At 71.1% G+C, this 18819-nt stretch carries 17 protein-coding genes and 1 tRNA gene; 11 read left to right on the forward strand and 7 right to left on the reverse strand.

Going from position 1 to position 18819, the window contains the following annotated elements; all coding sequences use genetic code 11:
• The first annotated feature begins 9 nt into the window (after positions 1 to 9).
• Positions 10 to 1827 carry a glutamine--fructose-6-phosphate transaminase (isomerizing) gene (gene glmS, locus KBY32_RS22465; RefSeq protein WP_055623449.1) on the forward strand — a complete coding sequence of 606 codons (1818 nt, stop codon included), beginning with the start codon at positions 10 to 12 and terminating at the stop codon, positions 1825 to 1827.
• A gap of 109 nt (positions 1828 to 1936) precedes the next feature.
• Here glmS and KBY32_RS22470 read toward each other — a convergent pair whose 3' ends face one another.
• The gene (locus KBY32_RS22470; RefSeq protein ID WP_055623448.1) at positions 1937 to 2464 is read right to left on the reverse strand and encodes a universal stress protein; all 528 of its coding nucleotides are present in this window, start codon (positions 2462 to 2464) and stop codon (positions 1937 to 1939) included.
• 346 nt (positions 2465 to 2810) lie between these two features.
• On the opposite strand from KBY32_RS22470, the gene KBY32_RS22475 reads away from it, so the two are divergent.
• The 4 genes from KBY32_RS22475 to KBY32_RS22490 all read left to right on the forward strand — a co-directional run bounded on the left by KBY32_RS22475 (position 2811) and on the right by KBY32_RS22490 (position 5634).
• On the forward strand, positions 2811 to 3128 hold the full coding sequence (locus KBY32_RS22475) for a hypothetical protein (protein ID WP_210981368.1): 318 nt from the start codon (positions 2811 to 2813) through the stop codon (positions 3126 to 3128).
• A gap of 376 nt (positions 3129 to 3504) precedes the next feature.
• Positions 3505 to 4734: a helix-turn-helix domain-containing protein gene (locus KBY32_RS22480; RefSeq protein ID WP_055623446.1), complete on the forward strand. Its 1230-nt coding sequence runs from the start codon at positions 3505 to 3507 to the stop codon at positions 4732 to 4734.
• Positions 4735 to 4851: 117 nt separating this feature from the next.
• Positions 4852 to 5454: an oligoribonuclease gene (orn, locus tag KBY32_RS22485; protein WP_055623445.1), complete on the forward strand. Its 603-nt coding sequence runs from the start codon at positions 4852 to 4854 to the stop codon at positions 5452 to 5454.
• Positions 5455 to 5561: 107 nt separating this feature from the next.
• Positions 5562 to 5634, forward strand: a tRNA-His gene (locus KBY32_RS22490).
• A gap of 67 nt (positions 5635 to 5701) precedes the next feature.
• Here KBY32_RS22490 and KBY32_RS22495 read toward each other — a convergent pair.
• On the reverse strand, positions 5702 to 6760 hold the full coding sequence (locus KBY32_RS22495) for a LacI family DNA-binding transcriptional regulator (protein ID WP_210981369.1): 1059 nt from the start codon (positions 6758 to 6760) through the stop codon (positions 5702 to 5704).
• A gap of 378 nt (positions 6761 to 7138) precedes the next feature.
• On the opposite strand from KBY32_RS22495, the gene KBY32_RS22500 reads away from it, so the two are divergent.
• From KBY32_RS22500 to KBY32_RS22515, 4 genes are all read left to right on the forward strand, one after another.
• A complete protein-coding gene (locus tag KBY32_RS22500; RefSeq protein WP_055623443.1) occupies positions 7139 to 8464 on the forward strand; it encodes an ABC transporter substrate-binding protein in 1326 nt (441 codons plus the stop codon).
• Positions 8461 to 9489: a carbohydrate ABC transporter permease gene (locus tag KBY32_RS22505; protein ID WP_055623442.1), complete on the forward strand. Its 1029-nt coding sequence runs from the start codon at positions 8461 to 8463 to the stop codon at positions 9487 to 9489. The genes KBY32_RS22500 and KBY32_RS22505 overlap by 4 nt, the downstream gene beginning before the upstream one ends.
• Positions 9486 to 10388, forward strand: coding sequence for a carbohydrate ABC transporter permease (locus KBY32_RS22510; protein WP_055623441.1), 903 nt, complete (start codon positions 9486 to 9488; stop codon positions 10386 to 10388). The genes KBY32_RS22505 and KBY32_RS22510 overlap by 4 nt, the downstream gene beginning before the upstream one ends.
• A gap of 132 nt (positions 10389 to 10520) precedes the next feature.
• A complete protein-coding gene (locus KBY32_RS22515; protein ID WP_374224983.1) occupies positions 10521 to 11939 on the forward strand; it encodes a GH1 family beta-glucosidase in 1419 nt (472 codons plus the stop codon).
• A 222-nt stretch (positions 11940 to 12161) separates the two neighbouring features.
• Here KBY32_RS22515 and KBY32_RS22520 read toward each other — a convergent pair whose 3' ends face one another.
• The 3 genes from KBY32_RS22520 to KBY32_RS22530 all read right to left on the reverse strand — a co-directional run bounded on the left by KBY32_RS22520 (position 12162) and on the right by KBY32_RS22530 (position 15876).
• Complete coding sequence (locus KBY32_RS22520; RefSeq protein ID WP_115508526.1) at positions 12162 to 13631, reverse strand: cellulose binding domain-containing protein; 1470 nt, start codon at positions 13629 to 13631, stop codon at positions 12162 to 12164.
• Positions 13632 to 13744: 113 nt separating this feature from the next.
• The gene (locus KBY32_RS22525) at positions 13745 to 15148 is read right to left on the reverse strand and encodes a HAMP domain-containing sensor histidine kinase (protein WP_055623438.1); all 1404 of its coding nucleotides are present in this window, start codon (positions 15146 to 15148) and stop codon (positions 13745 to 13747) included.
• Positions 15145 to 15876 (reverse strand): response regulator transcription factor, encoded by a 732-nt coding sequence (locus KBY32_RS22530; RefSeq protein WP_055623437.1) that lies wholly within the window; start codon positions 15874 to 15876, stop codon positions 15145 to 15147. The genes KBY32_RS22525 and KBY32_RS22530 overlap by 4 nt, the downstream gene beginning before the upstream one ends.
• A 110-nt stretch (positions 15877 to 15986) precedes the next feature.
• Between KBY32_RS22530 and KBY32_RS22535 the strand changes: the two genes are divergently transcribed.
• Positions 15987 to 16514 (forward strand): hypothetical protein, encoded by a 528-nt coding sequence (locus KBY32_RS22535; RefSeq protein ID WP_210981371.1) that lies wholly within the window; start codon positions 15987 to 15989, stop codon positions 16512 to 16514.
• Positions 16515 to 16732: 218 nt separating this feature from the next.
• Entirely contained in the window at positions 16733 to 17263 is a 531-nt protein-coding gene (locus KBY32_RS22540) for a hypothetical protein (protein WP_210981372.1), read from the forward strand.
• Between the two features lie 12 nt (positions 17264 to 17275).
• Here KBY32_RS22540 and KBY32_RS22545 read toward each other — a convergent pair whose 3' ends face one another.
• Positions 17276 to 18142 (reverse strand): spermidine synthase, encoded by an 867-nt coding sequence (locus tag KBY32_RS22545; RefSeq protein ID WP_210981373.1) that lies wholly within the window; start codon positions 18140 to 18142, stop codon positions 17276 to 17278.
• Positions 18143 to 18187: 45 nt separating this feature from the next.
• Positions 18188 to 18625, reverse strand: coding sequence for a hypothetical protein (locus KBY32_RS22550; protein ID WP_247689826.1), 438 nt, complete (start codon positions 18623 to 18625; stop codon positions 18188 to 18190).
• Positions 18626 to 18819: the final 194 nt, after the last annotated feature.

Raw genomic sequence — 18819 nt, forward strand, 5'->3', positions numbered from 1 at the left:
CCTCTTCATATGTGCGGAATCGTCGGATACATCGGGAAGCGTGACGTCGCACCCCTGCTCCTGGAGGGCCTGCAGCGCCTGGAGTACCGCGGGTACGACTCGGCGGGCATCGCCGTCACCTCCCCGAAGACCGCCGGCCTGAAGACCGTGAAGGCCAAGGGCCGGGTCCGCGACCTGGAGGCCAAGGTCCCGGCGCGCTTCAAGGGCACCACCGGTATCGCCCACACCCGCTGGGCCACCCACGGCGCCCCCTCCGACGTGAACGCCCACCCCCACCTGGACGCCGAGGGCAAGGTCGCCGTCGTCCACAACGGCATCATCGACAACGCCGGCGACCTGCGCCGCAAACTGGAGGCGGACGGCGTCGAGTTCCTCTCCGAGACCGACACCGAGGTCCTCGTCCACCTGATCGCCCGCTCCGAGGCCGAGAAGCTCGAGGACAAGGTCCGCGAGACCGTCCGGCTCATCGAGGGCACCTACGGCATCGCCGTCCTGCACGCCGACTTCCCGGACCGCATCGTCGTCGCCCGCAACGGCTCCCCGGTCGTCCTCGGCATCGGCGAGAAGGAGATGTTCGTCGCCTCGGACATCGCCGCGCTGGTCGCCCACACCCGCCAGATAGTCACCCTGGACGACGGCGAGATGGCCACCCTCAAGGCCGACGACTTCCGCACGTACACGACCGAGGGCACCCGCACCACGGCCGAGCCGACCACCGTCGAGTGGGAGGCCGCCTCCTACGACATGGGCGGCCACGACACCTACATGCACAAGGAGATCCACGAGCAGGCCGAGGCCGTGGACCGCGTGCTGCGCGGCCGGATCGACGACCGCTTCTCCACCGTGCACCTCGGCGGCCTCAACCTGGATGCCCGCGAGGCCCGGCAGATCCGCCGGGTGAAGATCCTCGGCTGCGGCACCTCGTACCACGCGGGCCAGATCGGCGCGCAGATGATCGAGGAGCTGGCCCGGATCCCCGCCGACGCCGAGCCGGCCTCCGAGTTCCGCTACCGCAACGCGGTCGTGGACCCCGACACCCTCTACATCGCCGTCTCCCAGTCCGGCGAGACCTACGACGTCCTCGCGGCCGTCCAGGAGCTCAAGCGCAAGGGCGCCCGGGTGCTGGGCGTCGTGAACGTGGTGGGCTCCGCGATCGCCCGCGAGGCCGACGGCGGCGTGTACGTCCACGCCGGCCCCGAGGTCTGCGTGGTCTCCACGAAGTGCTTCACCAACACCACGGTGGCCTTCGCGCTCCTCGCCCTGCACCTCGGCCGCACCCGCGACCTGTCCGTGCGCGACGGCAAGCGGATCATCGAGGGCCTGCGCAAGCTGCCCGCCCAGATCGCCGAGATCATGGAGCAGGAGGCGGAGATCGAGGCGCTGGCGAAGCAGTTCGCCGACGCCCGCTCGATGCTCTTCATCGGCCGTGTCCGGGGCTACCCGGTCGCCCGTGAGGCCTCCCTGAAGCTCAAGGAGGTCTCGTACATCCACGCCGAGGCCTACCCGGCCTCCGAGCTCAAGCACGGCCCGCTGGCCCTGATCGAGCCCGCGCTCCCCACGGTCGCGATCGTCCCCGACGACGACCTGTTGGAGAAGAACCGCGCCGCGATGGAGGAGATCAAGGCCCGCAGCGGCAAGATCCTCGCGGTCGCGCACCAGCCGCAGGAGAAGGCGGACCAGACGATCGTGGTCCCGAAGAACGAGGACGAGCTGGACCCGATCCTCATGGGCATCCCGCTCCAGCTCCTCGCCTACCACACGGCGTTGGCGCTGGGCCGGGACATCGACAAGCCGCGCAACCTGGCCAAGTCGGTCACCGTCGAGTAGACGGATCGGCTCAGGCGGACCCCTCGTGGCGCTTCGGCGCACGGGGGGTTCGTGCGGGTCGGACGGGGTGAACGCCCGGCGCGCGAGGGCGCGTCGGGGACGGGCCGCGTCAGGGGATGACGACGACCGGGCGCTTGGCGCGCTTGGCGAGCCGCCCGGCGACGGAGCCGAAGAGCCGGCCGACGAGGCCGTGCGTGGAGCCGACGACGATCGCGTCCGCCTCGTACTCCACCCCGACCTCCTCGAGTTCGTGGCAGATGTCGCCGCCGCGCTCGACCAGGATCCAAGGGACCTCGGCGAGGTAGTCGGCGCAGGCCAGTTCAAGGCCGAGCACCTCGGTGCGGTGGTCCGGGACGTCGACGAAGACCGGCGGCTCACAGCCCGCCCACACCGTGGTCGGCAGCCGGTTGGCGACATGGACGATGATCAGGCCCGCCCCGGAGCGATGGGCCATGCCGATGGCGTAGGCGAGGGCGCGCTCACTGGACGTGGAACCGTCGAAGCCCACCACGACACCGTGCTTGAAGGCGGGATCGCAGGAGTGGCGTGACTCTTCCGCCGCGAGGGGATCGGCCGCCGTGGGATCGGCGACGGGCCGCTTGCGGTCCGCTGGTTCGAAGAATTCGTGACCGGCCATGGCTGTCTCGGCGTTGTGATCCTTTATGGATGGGCTCGCGAGCGGAGCTCGTCGGATGCGGCGGTCTGCGCGTGGCGGTGTCTGGGAATGGTCTTCCCAAGCCCATACCCCAAGGGTACGGCGGCACGCCTCCTTCGCCCAGATACCCGCGCGAGGTCCGTACGGGTTCCAGGGAGCATGCACGAGGGGGCGCCCGTAACGCAATGGTTGCTGCGGTGTACAGGCGGTTTGCACAGGATTCACGTTCCGCCGCCGAGAAGCCGGCCGTCCACCAGTGACCGACGCCCCTCCCCCGCGTTGATCACCACGAGCCGTACCCCCAGGGAGCCCAGGAGCACACGCACGCATGACCGGACCCCGCACCCCCTCCGAGGACAGCGTGACCGAGGTGGTCCGCTGGGCGGCCTTCAGCTGTGTCCTGGTCCCCGTCGTGCTCCTCTGGTACGGCACCTCGTTCGCCGGCGCGGCCGGCACCGCCCTCGGTCTCGCGGCCGTCACCGCCGCCTGCCGGCTGCTGCTGCGCCAGTCGGAGCGGGGCGCGGTCCGCGAGCGGGACATGGAGCGCGCCGGCCCCTCGCCGCGCCGCCGCGGCCGTCACCATCGCACCGGGACCGGTGCGCACCGGGGCGGACGGCACACCGGGCGGATTACACCGGGCGGCTGACCGGTTTCCGCGCACGCGTACGGCGCTTTTCAGCCAACTTCCGCAGCGCGGGCATCCCTGGCCGTTCACACCCCCCAACCCCCGCCCCACCTGCACGGAAAGGGTCTGGAGGCCCCCGGGCACCGTATGGGGATCGGCCACTGCCACGAGGCGTACTTCCCTGCACGGCCCGTGAGTGCAACGCTTCGTGATCGAATGCTTCACGCCAAGTTGCCAAGTCGACAATGTGCCGAGTGCCGAACCGGCCACTGCGGCACCGCGCGACACAGTAGATTCGATCTTGACTGTTACGGCGGGGGACTCGTGCAGGACCGAGGGGAAACGTGCAGGAGCGACACAACCGAGGAGCCGCGACCACCGAGGGGGGCTTAGCAGGATGAGCCACGACTCCACTGCCGCGCCGGAAGCCGCGGCCCGGAAACTCTCCGGGCGACGCCGCAAGGAGATCGTCGCGGTGCTGCTGTTCAGCGGCGGCCCCATCTTCGAGAGTTCCATACCGCTGTCGGTGTTCGGCATAGACCGCCAGGACGCCGGCGTGCCGCGCTACCGACTGCTGGTGTGCGGCGGCGAGGAAGGCCCGCTGCGGACCACAGGGGGCCTGGAACTCACCGCGCCACACGGACTGGAGGCGATCTCACGGGCGGGCACGGTCGTCGTGCCGGCCTGGCGTTCGATCACCTCACCACCACCGGAGGAGGCGCTCGACGCGCTGCGCCGGGCCCACGAGGAGGGCGCCCGCATCGTCGGGCTGTGCACCGGCGCCTTCGTCCTCGCGGCGGCCGGCCTGCTGGACGGCCGTCCGGCGACCACCCACTGGATGTACGCGCCGACGCTGGCCAAGCGCTATCCGTCGGTCCACGTCGATCCACGGGAGCTGTTCGTCGACGACGGCGACGTGCTGACGTCGGCCGGTACCGCGGCCGGAATCGATCTCTGTCTCCACATCGTGCGGACGGACCACGGCAACGAGGCGGCCGGAGCGCTCGCCCGCCGTCTGGTGGTCCCGCCGCGCCGGACCGGCGGTCAGGAGCGCTACCTCGACCGGTCTTTACCGGAGGAGATCGGCGCCGACCCGCTCGCCGAGGTCGTCGCCTGGGCGCTGGAGCACCTGCACGAGCAGTTCGACGTCGAGACGCTGGCGGCCCGCGCGTACATGAGCCGCCGCACCTTCGACCGCCGCTTCCGCTCGCTGACCGGCAGCGCCCCGTTGCAGTGGCTGATCACCCAGCGGGTCCTCCAGGCGCAGCGCCTGCTGGAGACGTCCGACTACTCGGTCGACGAGGTCGCCGGACGCTGCGGCTTCCGCTCGCCGGTGGCGCTGCGCGGGCACTTCCGCCGACAGCTCGGCTCCTCGCCGGCCGCGTACCGGGCGGCGTACCGCGCCCGGCGCCCGCAGGGCGACCGGCCCACCGAGCCGGAGTCCGCGGTCGGCACCGGGCACACGCCGCAGGGCCCGCCGCCCAGCCCGTACCCGGAGGGCGGACCGGTCCCGCTGCAGACCCGGCGCACCCCCGCTCCCGTGGGGTCGCCCTCGCCCGCCGACCACGGGCGTGAGCTGTACGTCGGCGGCCGGGCGAGCCTGCCCGGGCAGCGCAGCGGAGCATGACCTCGTGACGCCGGGCGGGCGCACCGCCGCCCGCCCGGCGTCCCGGCGCCGCTTGCCGGATGCGCCGGCAGGGACGCCGGGCCTCCCAAACGGGGGAGCCCGCTTTAGGGTGGTCGCATGAACGATCGCATGGTGTGGATCGACTGCGAGATGACCGGCCTCTCGCTGTCCGACGACGCGCTCATCGAGGTTGCCGCCCTCGTCACCGACTCCGAGCTGAACATTCTCGGCGAGGGGGTCGACATCGTCATCCGCCCGCCGGACGCGGCGCTGGAGACGATGCCGGAGGTGGTGCGTCAGATGCACACCGCGTCCGGTCTCCTCGACGAACTCGCGGGCGGCACGACGCTCGCCGACGCCGAGGAGCAGGTCCTCGCCTATGTCCGCGAGCATGTGAAGGAACCGGGCAAGGCCCCGCTGTGCGGCAACTCCGTCGGCACCGACCGGGGCTTCCTGCTGCGCGACATGCCGACGCTGGAGGACTACCTCCACTACCGGATCGTGGACGTCTCCTCGATCAAGGAGCTGGCCCGCCGCTGGTACCCGCGCGCCTACTTCAACAGCCCCGAGAAGAACGGCAACCACCGCGCCCTCGCCGACATCCGCGAGTCGATCGCGGAGCTGCGCTACTACCGCGAGGCCGTCTTCGTACCGCAGCCGGGGCCCGACTCGGACACCGCGAAGGCGATCGCCGCCAAGCACGTCCTGCCTGCTCAGTAGGGGTGTGAGGGGGGTCCAGGGGGGCGCCGCGGAATGTGTGCGCGAGCACCCCTTCGGACCCTGTACACTTTTTCTCGGCCGGTCGGGGAAACCCAGAGCCGGTCATGGTGGGTGTAGCTCAGCTGGTAGAGCACCTGGTTGTGGTCCAGGATGCCGCGGGTTCGAGTCCCGTCACTCACCCTCACCGATCAGCCGGTGACCTCGCGGAGGTCACCGGCTGATCGCTTTCCCGCACCGTGCGGCGCGCTCATGACGAGGCGCGCGTCACCAGCTCCGTGGCCAGCACCACCTGCGTCCGCTCCGTCAGGCCCCGGGAGACCGCCGGCCGCCGGTCGGCGATCTCCGTGAGCAGGAGATCTATCATCTTGCGGCCCATCTCCTCGATGGGCTGACGGACGCTGGTGAGGGGCGGTTCCATATGACGGGCGATGGCGGAGTCGTCGTAGCCGACGAGCGCGACGTCGTCCGGGATACGGCGGCCCGCCTCGCGCAGCACCTGCCGGGCGCCCGCGGCCGTCACGTCCGAGGCGGCGAAGACGGCGTCCAGATCGGGGCAGCGCTCGAGCAGCGCCCGCATCGCCCGGACCCCGCCCTCCTCGGTGAAGTCGCCCGCCTCGATCAGCAGCTCGTCGGCCGGGCGGCCGGCGTCCCGCAGGGCGTCGCGGTAGCCGTCGACGCGGCGCTGGGCACCGTAGACGTCGAGGCGCCCGGTGATGTGGGCGATCCGGCGCCGGCCGTGCGACACCAGGTGCTCGACGGCGGAGCGGGCGCCGCCGTAGTTGTCGGAGTCCACCGAGGTCAGGGTCTCCGCGGCGGAGCGCGGGCCGCTGATCACCGCGGGGATCTCCAGCTGGGCCAGCATGTCGGGCAGCGGGTCGTCCGCGTGGACCGAGACCAGCAGGACTCCGTCCACGCGGTGCGCGGCCAGGTACTGGGCGAGCCGGCGGCGCTCCTTGTCGCTGCCCGCGAAGATCAGCAGCAGCTGCATCTCGGTGTCGGACAGCTCGGCGCCGACACCCTTGAGCATGTCCGAGAAGTACGGCTCGGCGAAGAAGCGTGTCTCCGGTTCGGGCACGACCAGCGCGATCGCGTCCGTACGGTTCGCCGCCAGGGCGCGGGCCGCCGTGTTGGGGACGTACCCCAGCTCCGCGACCGCCGCCTCGACCGCGGCGCGGGTGGCGTCGCTGACCCGGGGCGAGCCGTTGATCACGCGGGAGACGGTGCCACGGCCCACGCCGGCCCGGGCCGCCACCTCTTCGAGGGTGGGCCGGCCGCCGCTGCGGCCCCGCGTTCCGTGGGTTGCCATGGGCTCCGCCTCCCGTTGACCGTGTCGTCGGCCTGGAATTTAACAGCCCCGTCGGGGACGGAGCCGGGTGCGGGGGGCAGTGATCGACTTCCCCCCATCGGCCAAGTGCCGTCCAAATCGGCCGATTTGACTCCCCGAGCCCTCGGGCGGTGGCGTTTGTTAACAGGCCGATAACTGAACGCAGAAGTGCGTGTCCGGTCCCTTGACACCCCCGCTCCGACCGACGAACCTTCAACTCATCACCTGTGGGAGCGCTCCCACAGTACCTGACACATACATGTCCCGCACGTTCCCCGCCCGAGCCGCAGCTAGCAAGATGAACGGGCCCAACAGTGCAGTTGGCCGGGGGGTCGGCACGTCAGGCAACAGGAGGACGCAATGCGCACGAGTACCCGCGGGTCCCGCCGGCTGATGGCCCTCGCGGCCATAGCCGCGCTGACGACAGGGCTGCTCGCCGGCTGCGCCGAGGACTCGGACGACGGCTCTTCGAACGAGGGCGGTGGCAACGGCGGCGGGGGCAAGACCACGCTGACCATCGGCACCTTCGGTGTCTTCGGCTACAAGCAGGCCGGCCTCTACGACGAGTACATGAAGTCGCACCCCGACATCTCCATCAAGGAGAACGTCACCACGCGGACCGACGTCTACTGGCCCAAGACCCTGACCCGGCTCCAGGCCGGCTCCGGCACCGACGACATCCAGGCGATCGAGGTCGGCAACATCACCGAGGCCGTCCAGACCCAGGCCGACAAGTTCGTCGACCTCGGCAAGGAGGTCGACAAGTCCCAGTGGCTGGACTGGAAGAACACCCAGGCCACCACCAAGGACGGCAAGCTCATCGGCCTCGGCACCGACATCGGCCCGATGGCGATCTGCTACCGCAAGGACCTCTTCGAGAAGGCCGGCCTCGAGACCGACCGCACCAAGCTCGCCGAGCAGTGGAAGGGCGACTGGGGCAAGTACGTCGACCTCGGCAAGAAGTACATGAAGAAGGCGCCGAGCGGCACCAAGTTCGTGGACTCCGCGTCCTCCGTCTACAACGCGGCCCTCGGCGGCGAGGTCGAGCGGTACTACGACAAGGACGGCAACGTCGTCTGGGACAAGTCGGCCGGTGTGAAGAAGGCCTGGAACGTCGCCATGGACGTGGCGACCAGCGACATGTCCGCCAAGCTCAAGCAGTTCGACAAGCCGTGGGACCAGGGCTACGCGAACGGCACCTTCGCCACCGTGGCCTGCCCCGCCTGGATGATCGGCTACATCCAGGAGAAGTCCGGTGAGGCCGGCAAGGGCAAGTGGGACGTGGCGGCGGCGCCGACCGCGGCCAACTGGGGCGGTTCGTTCATCGGCGTGCCGACGGCGAGCAAGCACCAGAAGGAGGCCGTCGAGCTGGCGAAGTGGCTGACCGCGCCCGAGCAGCAGGCCAAGGTCTTCGCCAAGCAGGCCAGCTTCCCGTCGACCCCGTCGGCGTACGGGACCCTGAAGCCGGCGGCCGCCACCCAGGAGTACTTCTCCGGCGCGCCGATCACCGAGATCTTCTCCGACTCCGCCAAGACGATCCCGACCCAGTACCTGGGCACCAAGGACCAGCCGATCGGCACCGCCATCACCGACATCGGCATCCTCCAGGTCGAGCAGAAGGGCAAGTCCCCCGACGAGGGCTGGGACGCCGCCACCGCGGAGATCAAGGACGTGCTCGGCCAGTGAGCAGTCCCAAGCAGGCCCTCGCGCATCCCGCGTCGAGCGCCGACGCCGCGCCCGGTGACAAGCCGGGCGCGGCGCCCCGCGCTCACGGTCGCGGTACGCCGCCTCCGGGGAACGGTTCCTGGCGCAGCCGGTTGTACCGCTGGGACATGAAGGCGTCGCCGTACGCGTTCATCGCCCCCTTCTTCATCGTCTTCGGGGCGTTCTCGCTCGTCCCGCTGCTCTACACGGCCTGGTACTCGCTGCACGACGTGCAGCTGGCCAACCTCGACGGCCAGACCTGGGCCGGCCTGAAGAACTACGAGAACCTGCTGTCCTCGGACTTCTTCTGGAACGCGCTGTGGAACACCTTCACCATCGGTGTGATCTCCACGGTGCCGCAGCTGGTCATGGCCATCGGCATGGCCCATCTGCTCAACTACAAGCTGCGCGGCTCGACCGTGTGGCGGGTCGTGATGCTCACCCCGTACGCCACCTCGGTGGCGGCGGCGACGCTGGTCTTCGTCCTGCTGTACTCGTGGGACGGCGGCATGATCAACTGGCTGCTCGACTTCGTCGGCATCGACCCGATCAACTGGCGGGAGTCCGACTGGGGTTCGCAGTTCGCGGTGTCCTCCATCGTGATCTGGCGCTGGACCGGCTACAACGCGCTGATCTATCTGGCCGCGATGCAGGCGATCCCGGTCGACCTGTACGAGTCCGCGGCGATCGACGGCGCCAACCGCTGGCAGCAGTTCATCCATGTGACGATCCCGCAGCTGCGGCCGACGATCCTGTTCACCGTGGTCGTCTCCACGATCGGCGCGACCCAGCTCTTCGGTGAGCCCCTGCTGTTCGGCGGCGTCTCCGGTTCCAAGGGCGGCTCCGAGCACCAGTACCAGACGCTCGGTCTGTACATGTACGACCAGGGCTGGATCATCGGCAACCTCGGCAAGGCGTCCGCGATCGCCTGGTCGATGTTCCTGATCCTGCTGATCGTCGCCGTGATCCAGCTGCTGATCTCCCGACGGCTGAGGAAGTCCCAATGACCGCGACAGAACTCACGCCCCCTCGGGCCGAGGAGCCCGCGAAGACCCGCCGTGAGCGGCCCCGGGTGATGGGTGCCGGCAAGCAGCTGCACGCCGGTCCGCTCACCTATGTCGTGCTCTCGCTGTTCGCGCTGATCTCGCTGGCGCCGCTGGTGTGGACGGCCATCGCGGCCTCGCGCACCAACCAGCGTCTCGCCGAGACACCGCCGCCGCTGTGGTTCGGCGGGAACCTCTTCAAGAACATGGAGCGGGCCTGGGAGGAGGGCGGCCTCGGCACGGCCATGTTCAACACGATCTTCGTGGCGAGCATGATCACCATCAGCACGGTGCTGTTCTCCACGCTCGCCGGCTTCGCCTTCGCCAAGCTCCGCTTCCGGTTCTCCGGCGTCCTGCTGCTGCTGACGATCGGCACCATGATGATCCCGCCGCAGCTGGCGGTCGTGCCGCTGTATCTGTGGATGGCGGACCTCGGCTGGTCCAACCAGCTCCAGACGGTCATTCTGCCGACCCTGTGCACCGCCTTCGGCACGTTCTTCATGCGGCAGTACCTCCTCCAGGCGCTGCCGACCGAGCTGATCGAGGCGGCGCGGGTGGACGGCGCGAGCAGTCTGCGGGTCGTGTGGCACGTGGTGTTCCCGGCGGCCCGGCCGGCCATGGCCGTCCTCGGCCTGCTGACCTTCGTGTTCGCCTGGAACGACTTCCTGTGGCCGATCATCGCCCTCAACCAGGAGAACCCGACCGTGCAGGTCGCGCTCAACTCGCTGGGCACCGGCTATGTCCCGGACCAGGCGGTGATCATGGCGGGCGCCCTGCTCGGCACGCTGCCCCTGCTGATCGCCTTCCTGCTGTTCGGCAAGCAGATCGTCGGCGGCATCATGCAGGGCGCGGTCAAGGGCTGACGCGCTTCCCGTCGCACGGCCACCCGGGGGCCGCGTCACCGTCGCCCCGGCCCCCGGCCCAACCCCCTCCCCCTCCCCCCGTACTCGTCGGTCTCCACGACCTCCTATGGGAGCGCTTCCATGCCTGAGCCCATGTCCCCCGTGTCCTTCCCCTCCACCTTCCTCTGGGGCGCCGCCACCTCGGCGTACCAGATCGAAGGGGCGGTGCGGGAGGACGGACGCACACCGTCGATCTGGGACACCTTCGCCCACACCCCGGGCAAGACGGCCGGCGGCGATCACGGTGACGTGGCCGTCGACCACTACCACCGCTACCGCGACGACGTGGCGCTGATGTCCGGCCTCGGCCTGGGCGCGTACCGCTTCTCGATCTCCTGGTCCCGGGTGCAGCCCACGGGACGCGGGCCCGCGGTCCAGCGGGGCCTGGACTTCTACCGCCGGCTCGTGGACGAGCTGCTGGCCAAGGACATCAAGCCGGCCGTCACCCTCTACCACTGGGACCTGCCGCAGGAGCTGGAGGACGCGGGCGGCTGGCCGGAGCGCGACACGGCGTACCGCTTCGCGGAGTACGCGCAGATCGTCGGCGAGGCGCTCGGCGACCGGGTGGAGCAGTGGATCACGCTCAACGAGCCGTGGTGCAGCGCCTTCCTGGGCTACGGCTCCGGTGTGCACGCGCCGGGCCGCACCGAGCCGGTCGCCACGCTGCGCGCCTCCCACCACCTCAACCTCGCGCACGGCCTCGGCGCCAAGGCGCTGCGCTCGGTGATGCCCGCCCGCAACACGGTGGCGCTGAGCCTGAACTCCTCGACCGTGCGCCCGCTGACGCAGGACGCCGCGGACCTGGCGGCGGCGCGGAAGATCGACGACCTGGCCAACGGGATCTTCCACGGCCCGATCCTGCACGGCGCCTACCCGGAGAGCCTGTTCACGGCGACCCGGCAGCTCACCGACTGGTCGTACGTCCAGGACGGCGACCTCGCCACGATCAACCAGCCGCTGGACGCGCTGGGCCTGAACTACTACACCCCGGCGCTGGTCTCCGCGGCCGGCCCCGACCACTCCGGGCCGCGCGCCGACGGTCACGGGGCGAGCGAGCACTCGCCGTGGCCCGCCGCGGACGACGTGCTGTTCCACCAGCCGCCCGGCGACCGTACGGCGATGGGCTGGTCGATCGACCCGACCGGGCTGTACGACCTGATCATGCGCTACGAGCGCGAGGTGCCGGGTCTGCCGCTCTACATCACGGAGAACGGCGCCGCCTACGACGACAAGCCCGACCCCGACGGCCGGGTGCACGACCCGGAGCGCATCGCCTATCTGCACGGCCACCTCGCGGAGGTCCGCCGCGCGATCGCCGACGGCGCGGACGTCCGGGGCTACTTCCTGTGGTCCCTGCTGGACAACTTCGAGTGGGCGTACGGCTACGAGAAGCGGTTCGGCGCGGTGTACGTCGACTACACGACGCTGGAGCGGACGCCGAAGTCGAGCGCCCACTGGTACGGCAAGGCCGCCCGCACGGGCACGCTGCCCGAGGTCGACGAGGTCTTCTAGACCGGTCCTTCGGGCCGGGAGCGGGGGGCGGGGCGCGGCGCGGATAGGGGACGCGCCGCGCCCCGGCCGGATGGGGGGAAGGCCGGCCGGGGCGCGCCCCCCGTGGGTGGCGCGGCCCGCTCGGTCGCGCGCGGGCCGCGCGTCGCCGGGCGTGAGCCCGGCGCCGTCGGTGGCCGGCCTTCGGTTGAAGGCCGTCATCTGCCAAGGGGCAGTCGTGAGGGGTCAGTTGTAGGCCGCGAAGGCCTTCGAGAAGGCGAACTTGTCCTGGAGGATGGAGCTGCAGGTGGCGTCGGCGGCCGGCTTCTCGCCGCCCGCGCACTGCTGGTCCCGGGTCGCCGACCACATCGACAGCCAGCCCAGGCCCTTGGACTTGGCGAAGTCCACCAGCTGCTTGGCGTCGTCCACCTTGAAGATCTCCGTGACGACGTCGTTGACGCCGATCATCGGGGTGACCGCGACCGTCTTCCAGGCGGCGTCGTCGGACAGCCCGAGGACGCCCTTGATCTGCGCCTGGGTGGCGGTGGCCGCCTGCTCGGCGTAGTCGCCCATGTCGCCGCTGTACGCCGGGCCGTAGTCCATCGCCATGATGTTGACGGCGCCGATCCGCACACCGTTCTGCTTGGCGTCGGCGAGGAGGTCGACGCCGGGCTGGGTGAGGCCCTCCGGCATGACCGGGAGGGTGAAGGAGACGTCCAGGTCGGGGTGCTGCTTCTGGAGCTTCGCGATCGCCTGTGCCCGCCGGGTGTTGGCCGCCTTGTCGGGCAGCGCGCCCCCCTCGACGTCGAAGTCGGCCTTGGTCAGCTGGTAGGCGTCCACGACCTTGCCGTACGCCGCAGCCAGCGCGTCCGCCGAGGAGCAGGTCGTGGCGAGTTCGCTGCCGGCCGCGCCGCCGAAGGAGATACGGACGTCACCGCCCTTGGCGCGCAGGTCGCCTATCTGGGCGGCCACCGCGTCGGCGCCGATGTCGGTGACGCCGCCCCACTTCGGGGTGCAGCCGCCGCCGTCGGTGACGAAGGCGAGGTTGTAGTCCTTCACGCCGGTCGCCGCCGCGCTCGCGGCCAGGTCGAACGCCGGGTACAGCGAGGTGTCGACGAACGGGGCGAAGCCGGCGGATGCCTTCGTGCCGGTGCCCGGGCTCTGGGAGGGCTTGCCGGTGGGGGTGGCGGAACCGGAGGGGGTCGCGGTGGGCTCCGGTGCCGTCGCCGTGGGGGTCGGCTTCGGGGTCGTGGTCTCGGTGGGACGGCCGCTCGGCTCGGGCGTCGCGGTGTCGTCCGTGGAGCACTTGGCGCCGTCGATGAGACAGCTCTTCGGCGACGCGGTGCCGTTGACGACGAAGCCGATGGTGACGGATTCGCCCGGCTTGAGGCCGTCGGTGTCCCACTTCGGCGGGGTGACGGTGACATGGCCGTCGCGGACGCTCGACTCGGCGTTCCACAGGGAGCTGAGCTTCGAGCCGGACGGCAGGTCGAACTCCAGCTTCCAGTCCTTCTTCACCTCGCCGGTGTCGTTGGTGACGACGTACTGCGCGGTGTACCCGGTCGACCAGTCGCTGGTCCTCGTGTAGACGGCACCGGCACCGGCGGCCTGGGCGGTCCCGGTGACCACGAGCGCGCCGCCGCCGACCACGGCCGCCGCGACGAGACCGCCGATCGCCTTGTTCCTGCCGCTGATCCTGCGCCGGTGGGTGCTCATCGCGTGTCTGCCTTCGCTGTTCGGGAGTGGGGGGTGGGTGCGGCAGCACGCTAGCGATCGGGATTCGGACAAAGGTCCTGATCCGGGCGGTGGCCGGGGACCTTAGGGTGCGCTTAAGGAAGGGATCGGGAGCGGTTAAAGGTCGAGACCAGTCGTCCGGGTCTGCGGCGCCGTACGGCACCGCGGTGCCCTCTGCGGACCGGTGCCCGGCCGTCGAGCTGTATCCACAGGCGTACTTCGGTCCCGCCGAGCACCGACGAGCCGATCCGTACGTCGCCGCCGGTGGACTCCGCGAGCCGGCGCACGATGTCCAGGCCGAGCCCGGTCGAGCCGGCGCTCCCCGAGCCGTGGCCGCGCGCCATGGCTGCCTCGGGGTCGGCGATGCCGGGCCCGGCGTCGGAGACGAGCACGATCACGGCGTCCTCGCCGTTGTGCACGTCGACCGCGAAGGCGGTGCCCTCGGGGGTGTGCCGGAAGACGTTGCCGAGCAGGGCGTCCAGCGCGGCCGCCAGGTCCGCCCGGGCCACGGGTATCCGCACAGGTCGGTCCACGCCGGCCACGCGCACCTTGCGGCCCTCGTCCTCGGCCAGTGCCGACCAGAACGCCATCCGCTCGCGCACCACTTCGGCCGCGTCGCATCCGGCGCCGGGCCCGGCCGCGACCGTCTGCGGCTTGGCCTCGCGTGCCGTGCGGATGATGGTGTCGACCTCGCCCTCCAGCTGGGCCACGGCGGCCCGGGTCTGCTCGGCCGCCGGGCCGTCGCCGAGGGAGGCGGCGTTCAGCCGCAGCACGGTCAGCGGGGTGCGCAGCCGATGGGACAGGTCGGCGGCCAGCTCCCGTTCGTTGGCGAGGAGTTGGACGACCTGGTCGGCCATCGCGTTGAACGCGACCGCCGCGAGCCGCAGTTCGGTCGGCCCCTCCTCGGGGACGCGGGCGCCGAGCTTGCCCTCGCCCAGTTCGTGCGCGCCCTCGACCAGACGCTGGGCGGGCCGCACCATACGGACGCCGAGCCGGTCGGCGACGGCGACCGAACCGACGATCAGGGCGATACCGACACCGGCCAGGACGGCCCAGGCGGTGGCGAGGCCGTTGGTGACCTCGGAGTCGGGGACGTACACCTCGACGACGGCGATCTCGCCGGTGCTCAGCGCGACCGGCTGGAGCAGCGTGGACCCGCCGGGGACCTCGGTGGTGGAGGCGCGGCCCAGCCGGCGCACGGTCGCTATGTCCCCGTCGGCGGCCCGCCGCCGGCCGAGGTCGACGGCGGCGGTCTTCCCCGACGCCGGGATGTGGACGGCCATGCCGGAGTCGGACCCGGCGGAGGCGACGACGCGCTCCAGCTGGTCCCGGTCGGTGGTGATGGACAGCGCCGGGGCGACGGCGGCGGCCTGGCGCTCGGCGTTGGAGAAGGCGCGGTCGCGGGCCATCTCGCGGATGACGAGTCCGAGCGGAACGGCGAAGGCGAGCACGACCATGGTGGTGACCGCCAGGGAGACCTTGACCAGTGCCCATCTCATCGTGCCGGCTCCCCCGTGCTCTCCGCGCCGAAGGGCCGCTCGGCCGGCGGCTCCAGCTTCACGCCGACGCCCCTGAGGGTGTGCAGATAGCGCGGGCTGGCCGCCGTCTCGCCCAGTTTCCGGCGCAGCCAGGACAGATGGACGTCGATGGTCTGGTCGTCGCCGTAGGACTGCTGCCACACCTCGGCGAGCAGCTCCTTGCGGGGGACGACCACGCCGGGGCGTCCGGCGAGGAAGGCGAGCAGGTCGAACTCGCGCCGGGTGAGGTCGAGGCGCACTCCGTCCAACTCGGCCTGGCGGCGCAGCGGGTCGACGGTCAGGCCTCCGACGCGCAGCACGCTGGAGGGTGCCGCCTCCACCCCGGCGGCCCGGGCCCGGCGGAGCACGGCCGCCATTCGCGCCGACAGGTGCTCGACGGAGAAGGGCTTGGTGAGATAGTCGTCCGCGCCCGCGTTCAGCAGCCGGACGATCTCCGTCTCGTCGTCCCGTGCCGTCGCGATGATCACCGGGACGTCGGTGATGCCGCGCAGCATCTTCAGGGCCTCGGAGCCGTCCAGATCGGGCAGTCCGAGGTCCAGGATGACCACGTCGAAACGGAAATGGGCGACCTCGCGCAGCGCCTCCAGCGCGGTGCCGACGCTGCGCACCGTATGGGCGGCGTCGGTCAGGTGCCGGATGAGCGCCGAGCGCACGAACTGGTCGTCCTCGACCACGAGCACACTTGCCATGCGCCGCACCGTACGCCATGCCGGTGAGACCGGTCGGGGCCTGTGGACAACTCGATGACTGTGGACGGCGACGCGACACCCGTGGGGCGCGTGAGGCAGTATGGCCCGCGATGCACAGAGGAGTCGTACACGTACTCGCGTGGTCGCTCGCCACGGGCGCGGCGGTCACGCTGTCGTGGTGGGGTGTCCACACGGTGATGGCCGGGACGGTCTACGACCGGCCGCGCGCCCTGCCGATCACGGCGGCGGACGTGACGACGGAGGACTCCGAGCCGCTGGCGTCCTCCACCAACCGGCCGACCCCGTCGCCGAGTCCGTCCCCGCGCTCCCCCAAGCCCACCCGCAAGCCCAGCACTTCCGCCCCCTCGACCCCACCGCCGAAGACCTCCAGCCCCGCCTCCTCCCCGGACACCTCGGGCCAGGTCAAGAGCTACGACACCGAGGGCGGACGGGTCGTCTTCGACATCGGCACCGCCTCCGCGTCCCTGGTCTCGGCCGCGCCGGGCGCCGGCTGGTCGATGCAGGTGTGGAAGACGGAGTCGTGGATCCGCGTCGAGTTCAGCGCGGGCGCGGACCGGGTGTCGGTCTTCTGCACCTGGCACGACGGGCCGCCTCGGGTGGAGATCGGGACGTATTGAGCGGCCACACGACGACCAGGGGCGGTCCTGTTCAAGAACGCGTCCAAGTCGGCGGTGTTCAGGGCCAACGACAAGAAGACCTTCCACCGTGTCACGGCCGAGACCGTCGGCTCCGGCAAGGCAAAGCCCCAAGCGCTGTCCTTCTCCGTACGCACTCCCTGCATGCTTCCGCCCGATGCGAAGCAGCAGCAGTTCTAACCGGCTGAGAGGAACCGAACGTGTCTCGGACGTCCGGCGTCGTCACGCTGCTCGCCGCCCTGCTTCTGACGGCAGCCTGCACCTCCGGAAGCGAGGACCCCAACGCGCCGCTGCCCCGGAAGGCGAAGGACGACGCCCTGCGGTGGGCCAGGGAATCCACCGCATCCATGGCCGAGCTCACCGACGTGAAGCTGCTCCCGGACACGGAGAAGGTGCACTTCGAGGACTGCCTCGGGAAGAACGACGAGGTCGCCGAGGACGGCCGGTACAGCCTCTTCTACTACATCTACTCCCCGGCCCCGGCCACCGACCACACGCGCATCGTGCGCCGACTGCGCAGCGAACTCACGGAGCGGGACTATGAGGTGACTGCTTACCGAGAGTTCAAGAACGCCTACGAGTCGGCCATGCTCTGGGCTCGCAACAAGAAGAACAACTATGCGGTCGAGGCGGACACAGTCGGTCTTGGCGAGGATGAGCCCCAGCGCTTCTCCTTCGCCGTCCGCACCCCCTGCCTGCTCCCACCCGGCGTGAATCAGCGGCAGTTCTGACCAGCTGACGCCCTACGTGAACACCGACGCCGGTGGAGCCGGGGAGTCCACCGCCGACGCGTCCGTCACCGGCGTCGCGCCACCCGTGAAGTCCCGCAACGCGCGGCCGTGTTCGACGCGGCCCGGGTGGGGGTCGGAGGCCGCGCGGCGGGTGAGTTCGGGAATCGGGAGGGGCTGGTCGGCGGCGACGAGGACCGCGTTGCCGAAGCGCCGGCCGCGCAGCACCGTGGGGTCGGCGACCAGGGCAAGTTCGGCGAACCGGGCGGCGGCCGTGGCGATCTGGCCGCGTAGATGTGTGAGCGGAGGGCCGTCGGCGAGGTTGGCCGCGTACCAGCCGCCCGGCGCGAGCGCCCGGCGCACTTCGTCGAGGAACTCCGTCGAGGTGAGGTGGGCCGGGGTGCGGGCGCCGCTGAAGACGTCGGCGACGACGAGGTCGGCCCAGCCGTCCGGCACCTTGGCGAGCCCTTCGCGCGCGTCGGTGGAGCGCACCCGGATGCGGGCGGTGCGGTCCAGCGGGAGTTCCCGGCGGACCAGTTCGACGAGGGGCGCGTCCCGCTCGACGACCTGCTGGGTGGAGCGCGGCCGGGTGGCGGCGACGTAGCGGGCGAGGGTCAGCGCGCCCCCGCCGAGGTGCACGGCCCGTACGGGCCTGCCGGGCGGGGCGACGAGGTCGATGACATGGCCGAGCCGACGCTGGTACTCGAAGGAGAGGAAGGCGGGGTCGTCCAGGTCGACGTGCGACTGGGGCGCCCCGTCGAGGAGCAGGGTCCAGGCCCGCGCCCGGTCGGGGTCGGGTATCAGCTCCGCCAGCCCGCCGTCGACCGTCTCGGCGACGGAGGCCGCGGTGGCTCCGCGCCGGGACTTCCTCGACTTTGCCATGCGGCCATTATCGCGGCCCTCGCCGCCCCACGGCTCGGACGGCGGCTACCGGCAGTCGTCGGCCGCGCGGATCAGGCGGGCGGCCTCGCCCAGCGCCGCCCGCAGCACCGCGGGGTCGGTTGCGAGGTCCGCCTCGCCGGGCGGCAGCAGCCAGTCGGATCCGTCGACGGGCGGCTCGGGGTGTGCGTCCAGGCTCAGACCCCGGCCGTCCGTCTCGGTACAGGTGCTGCCGGGGACGTCCCAGGCGGCGGCGGTGCCGGGCGGGACGACGAAGCCGAGGGTGTCGCAGCCGTCGTCGTGCAGGACGGGCCCGACGCCGTCCCCGGCTCCGCGCCGCAGGATGTCGACCGCCTCGAGGCCCTGGCGCGCCGGGACGGTGACCACGTCGCACCCCGCGCCCGGCGGCTCACTGCACTCCCCGGTCGGCGTGTGTCCCGCCGCGGTCGACGCGGCCCGGGAAACGCTGCTCTGGCTGGTCTCCATCCCGACCTCCACCACCACGGAACCCTTTCAGCAGATCCGAAGAGTTCAACGCGGGACGGCGTCAACGGCTACGGCAGAAGTCCGCCGCAAAGGATGGCAGTTCATGGCAGATCACGGATGAGATATCCGTTTTGTAGCTAAACACTGCGTGGCGGCTTCGCTACAGCAGGTACGTTCTTGCCCGCCGGGGACAA

The sequence above is a fragment of the Streptomyces sp. RK62 genome (assembly GCF_018070255.1).
In the GTDB taxonomy this organism is placed as follows: domain Bacteria; phylum Actinomycetota; class Actinomycetes; order Streptomycetales; family Streptomycetaceae; genus Streptomyces; species Streptomyces nigra.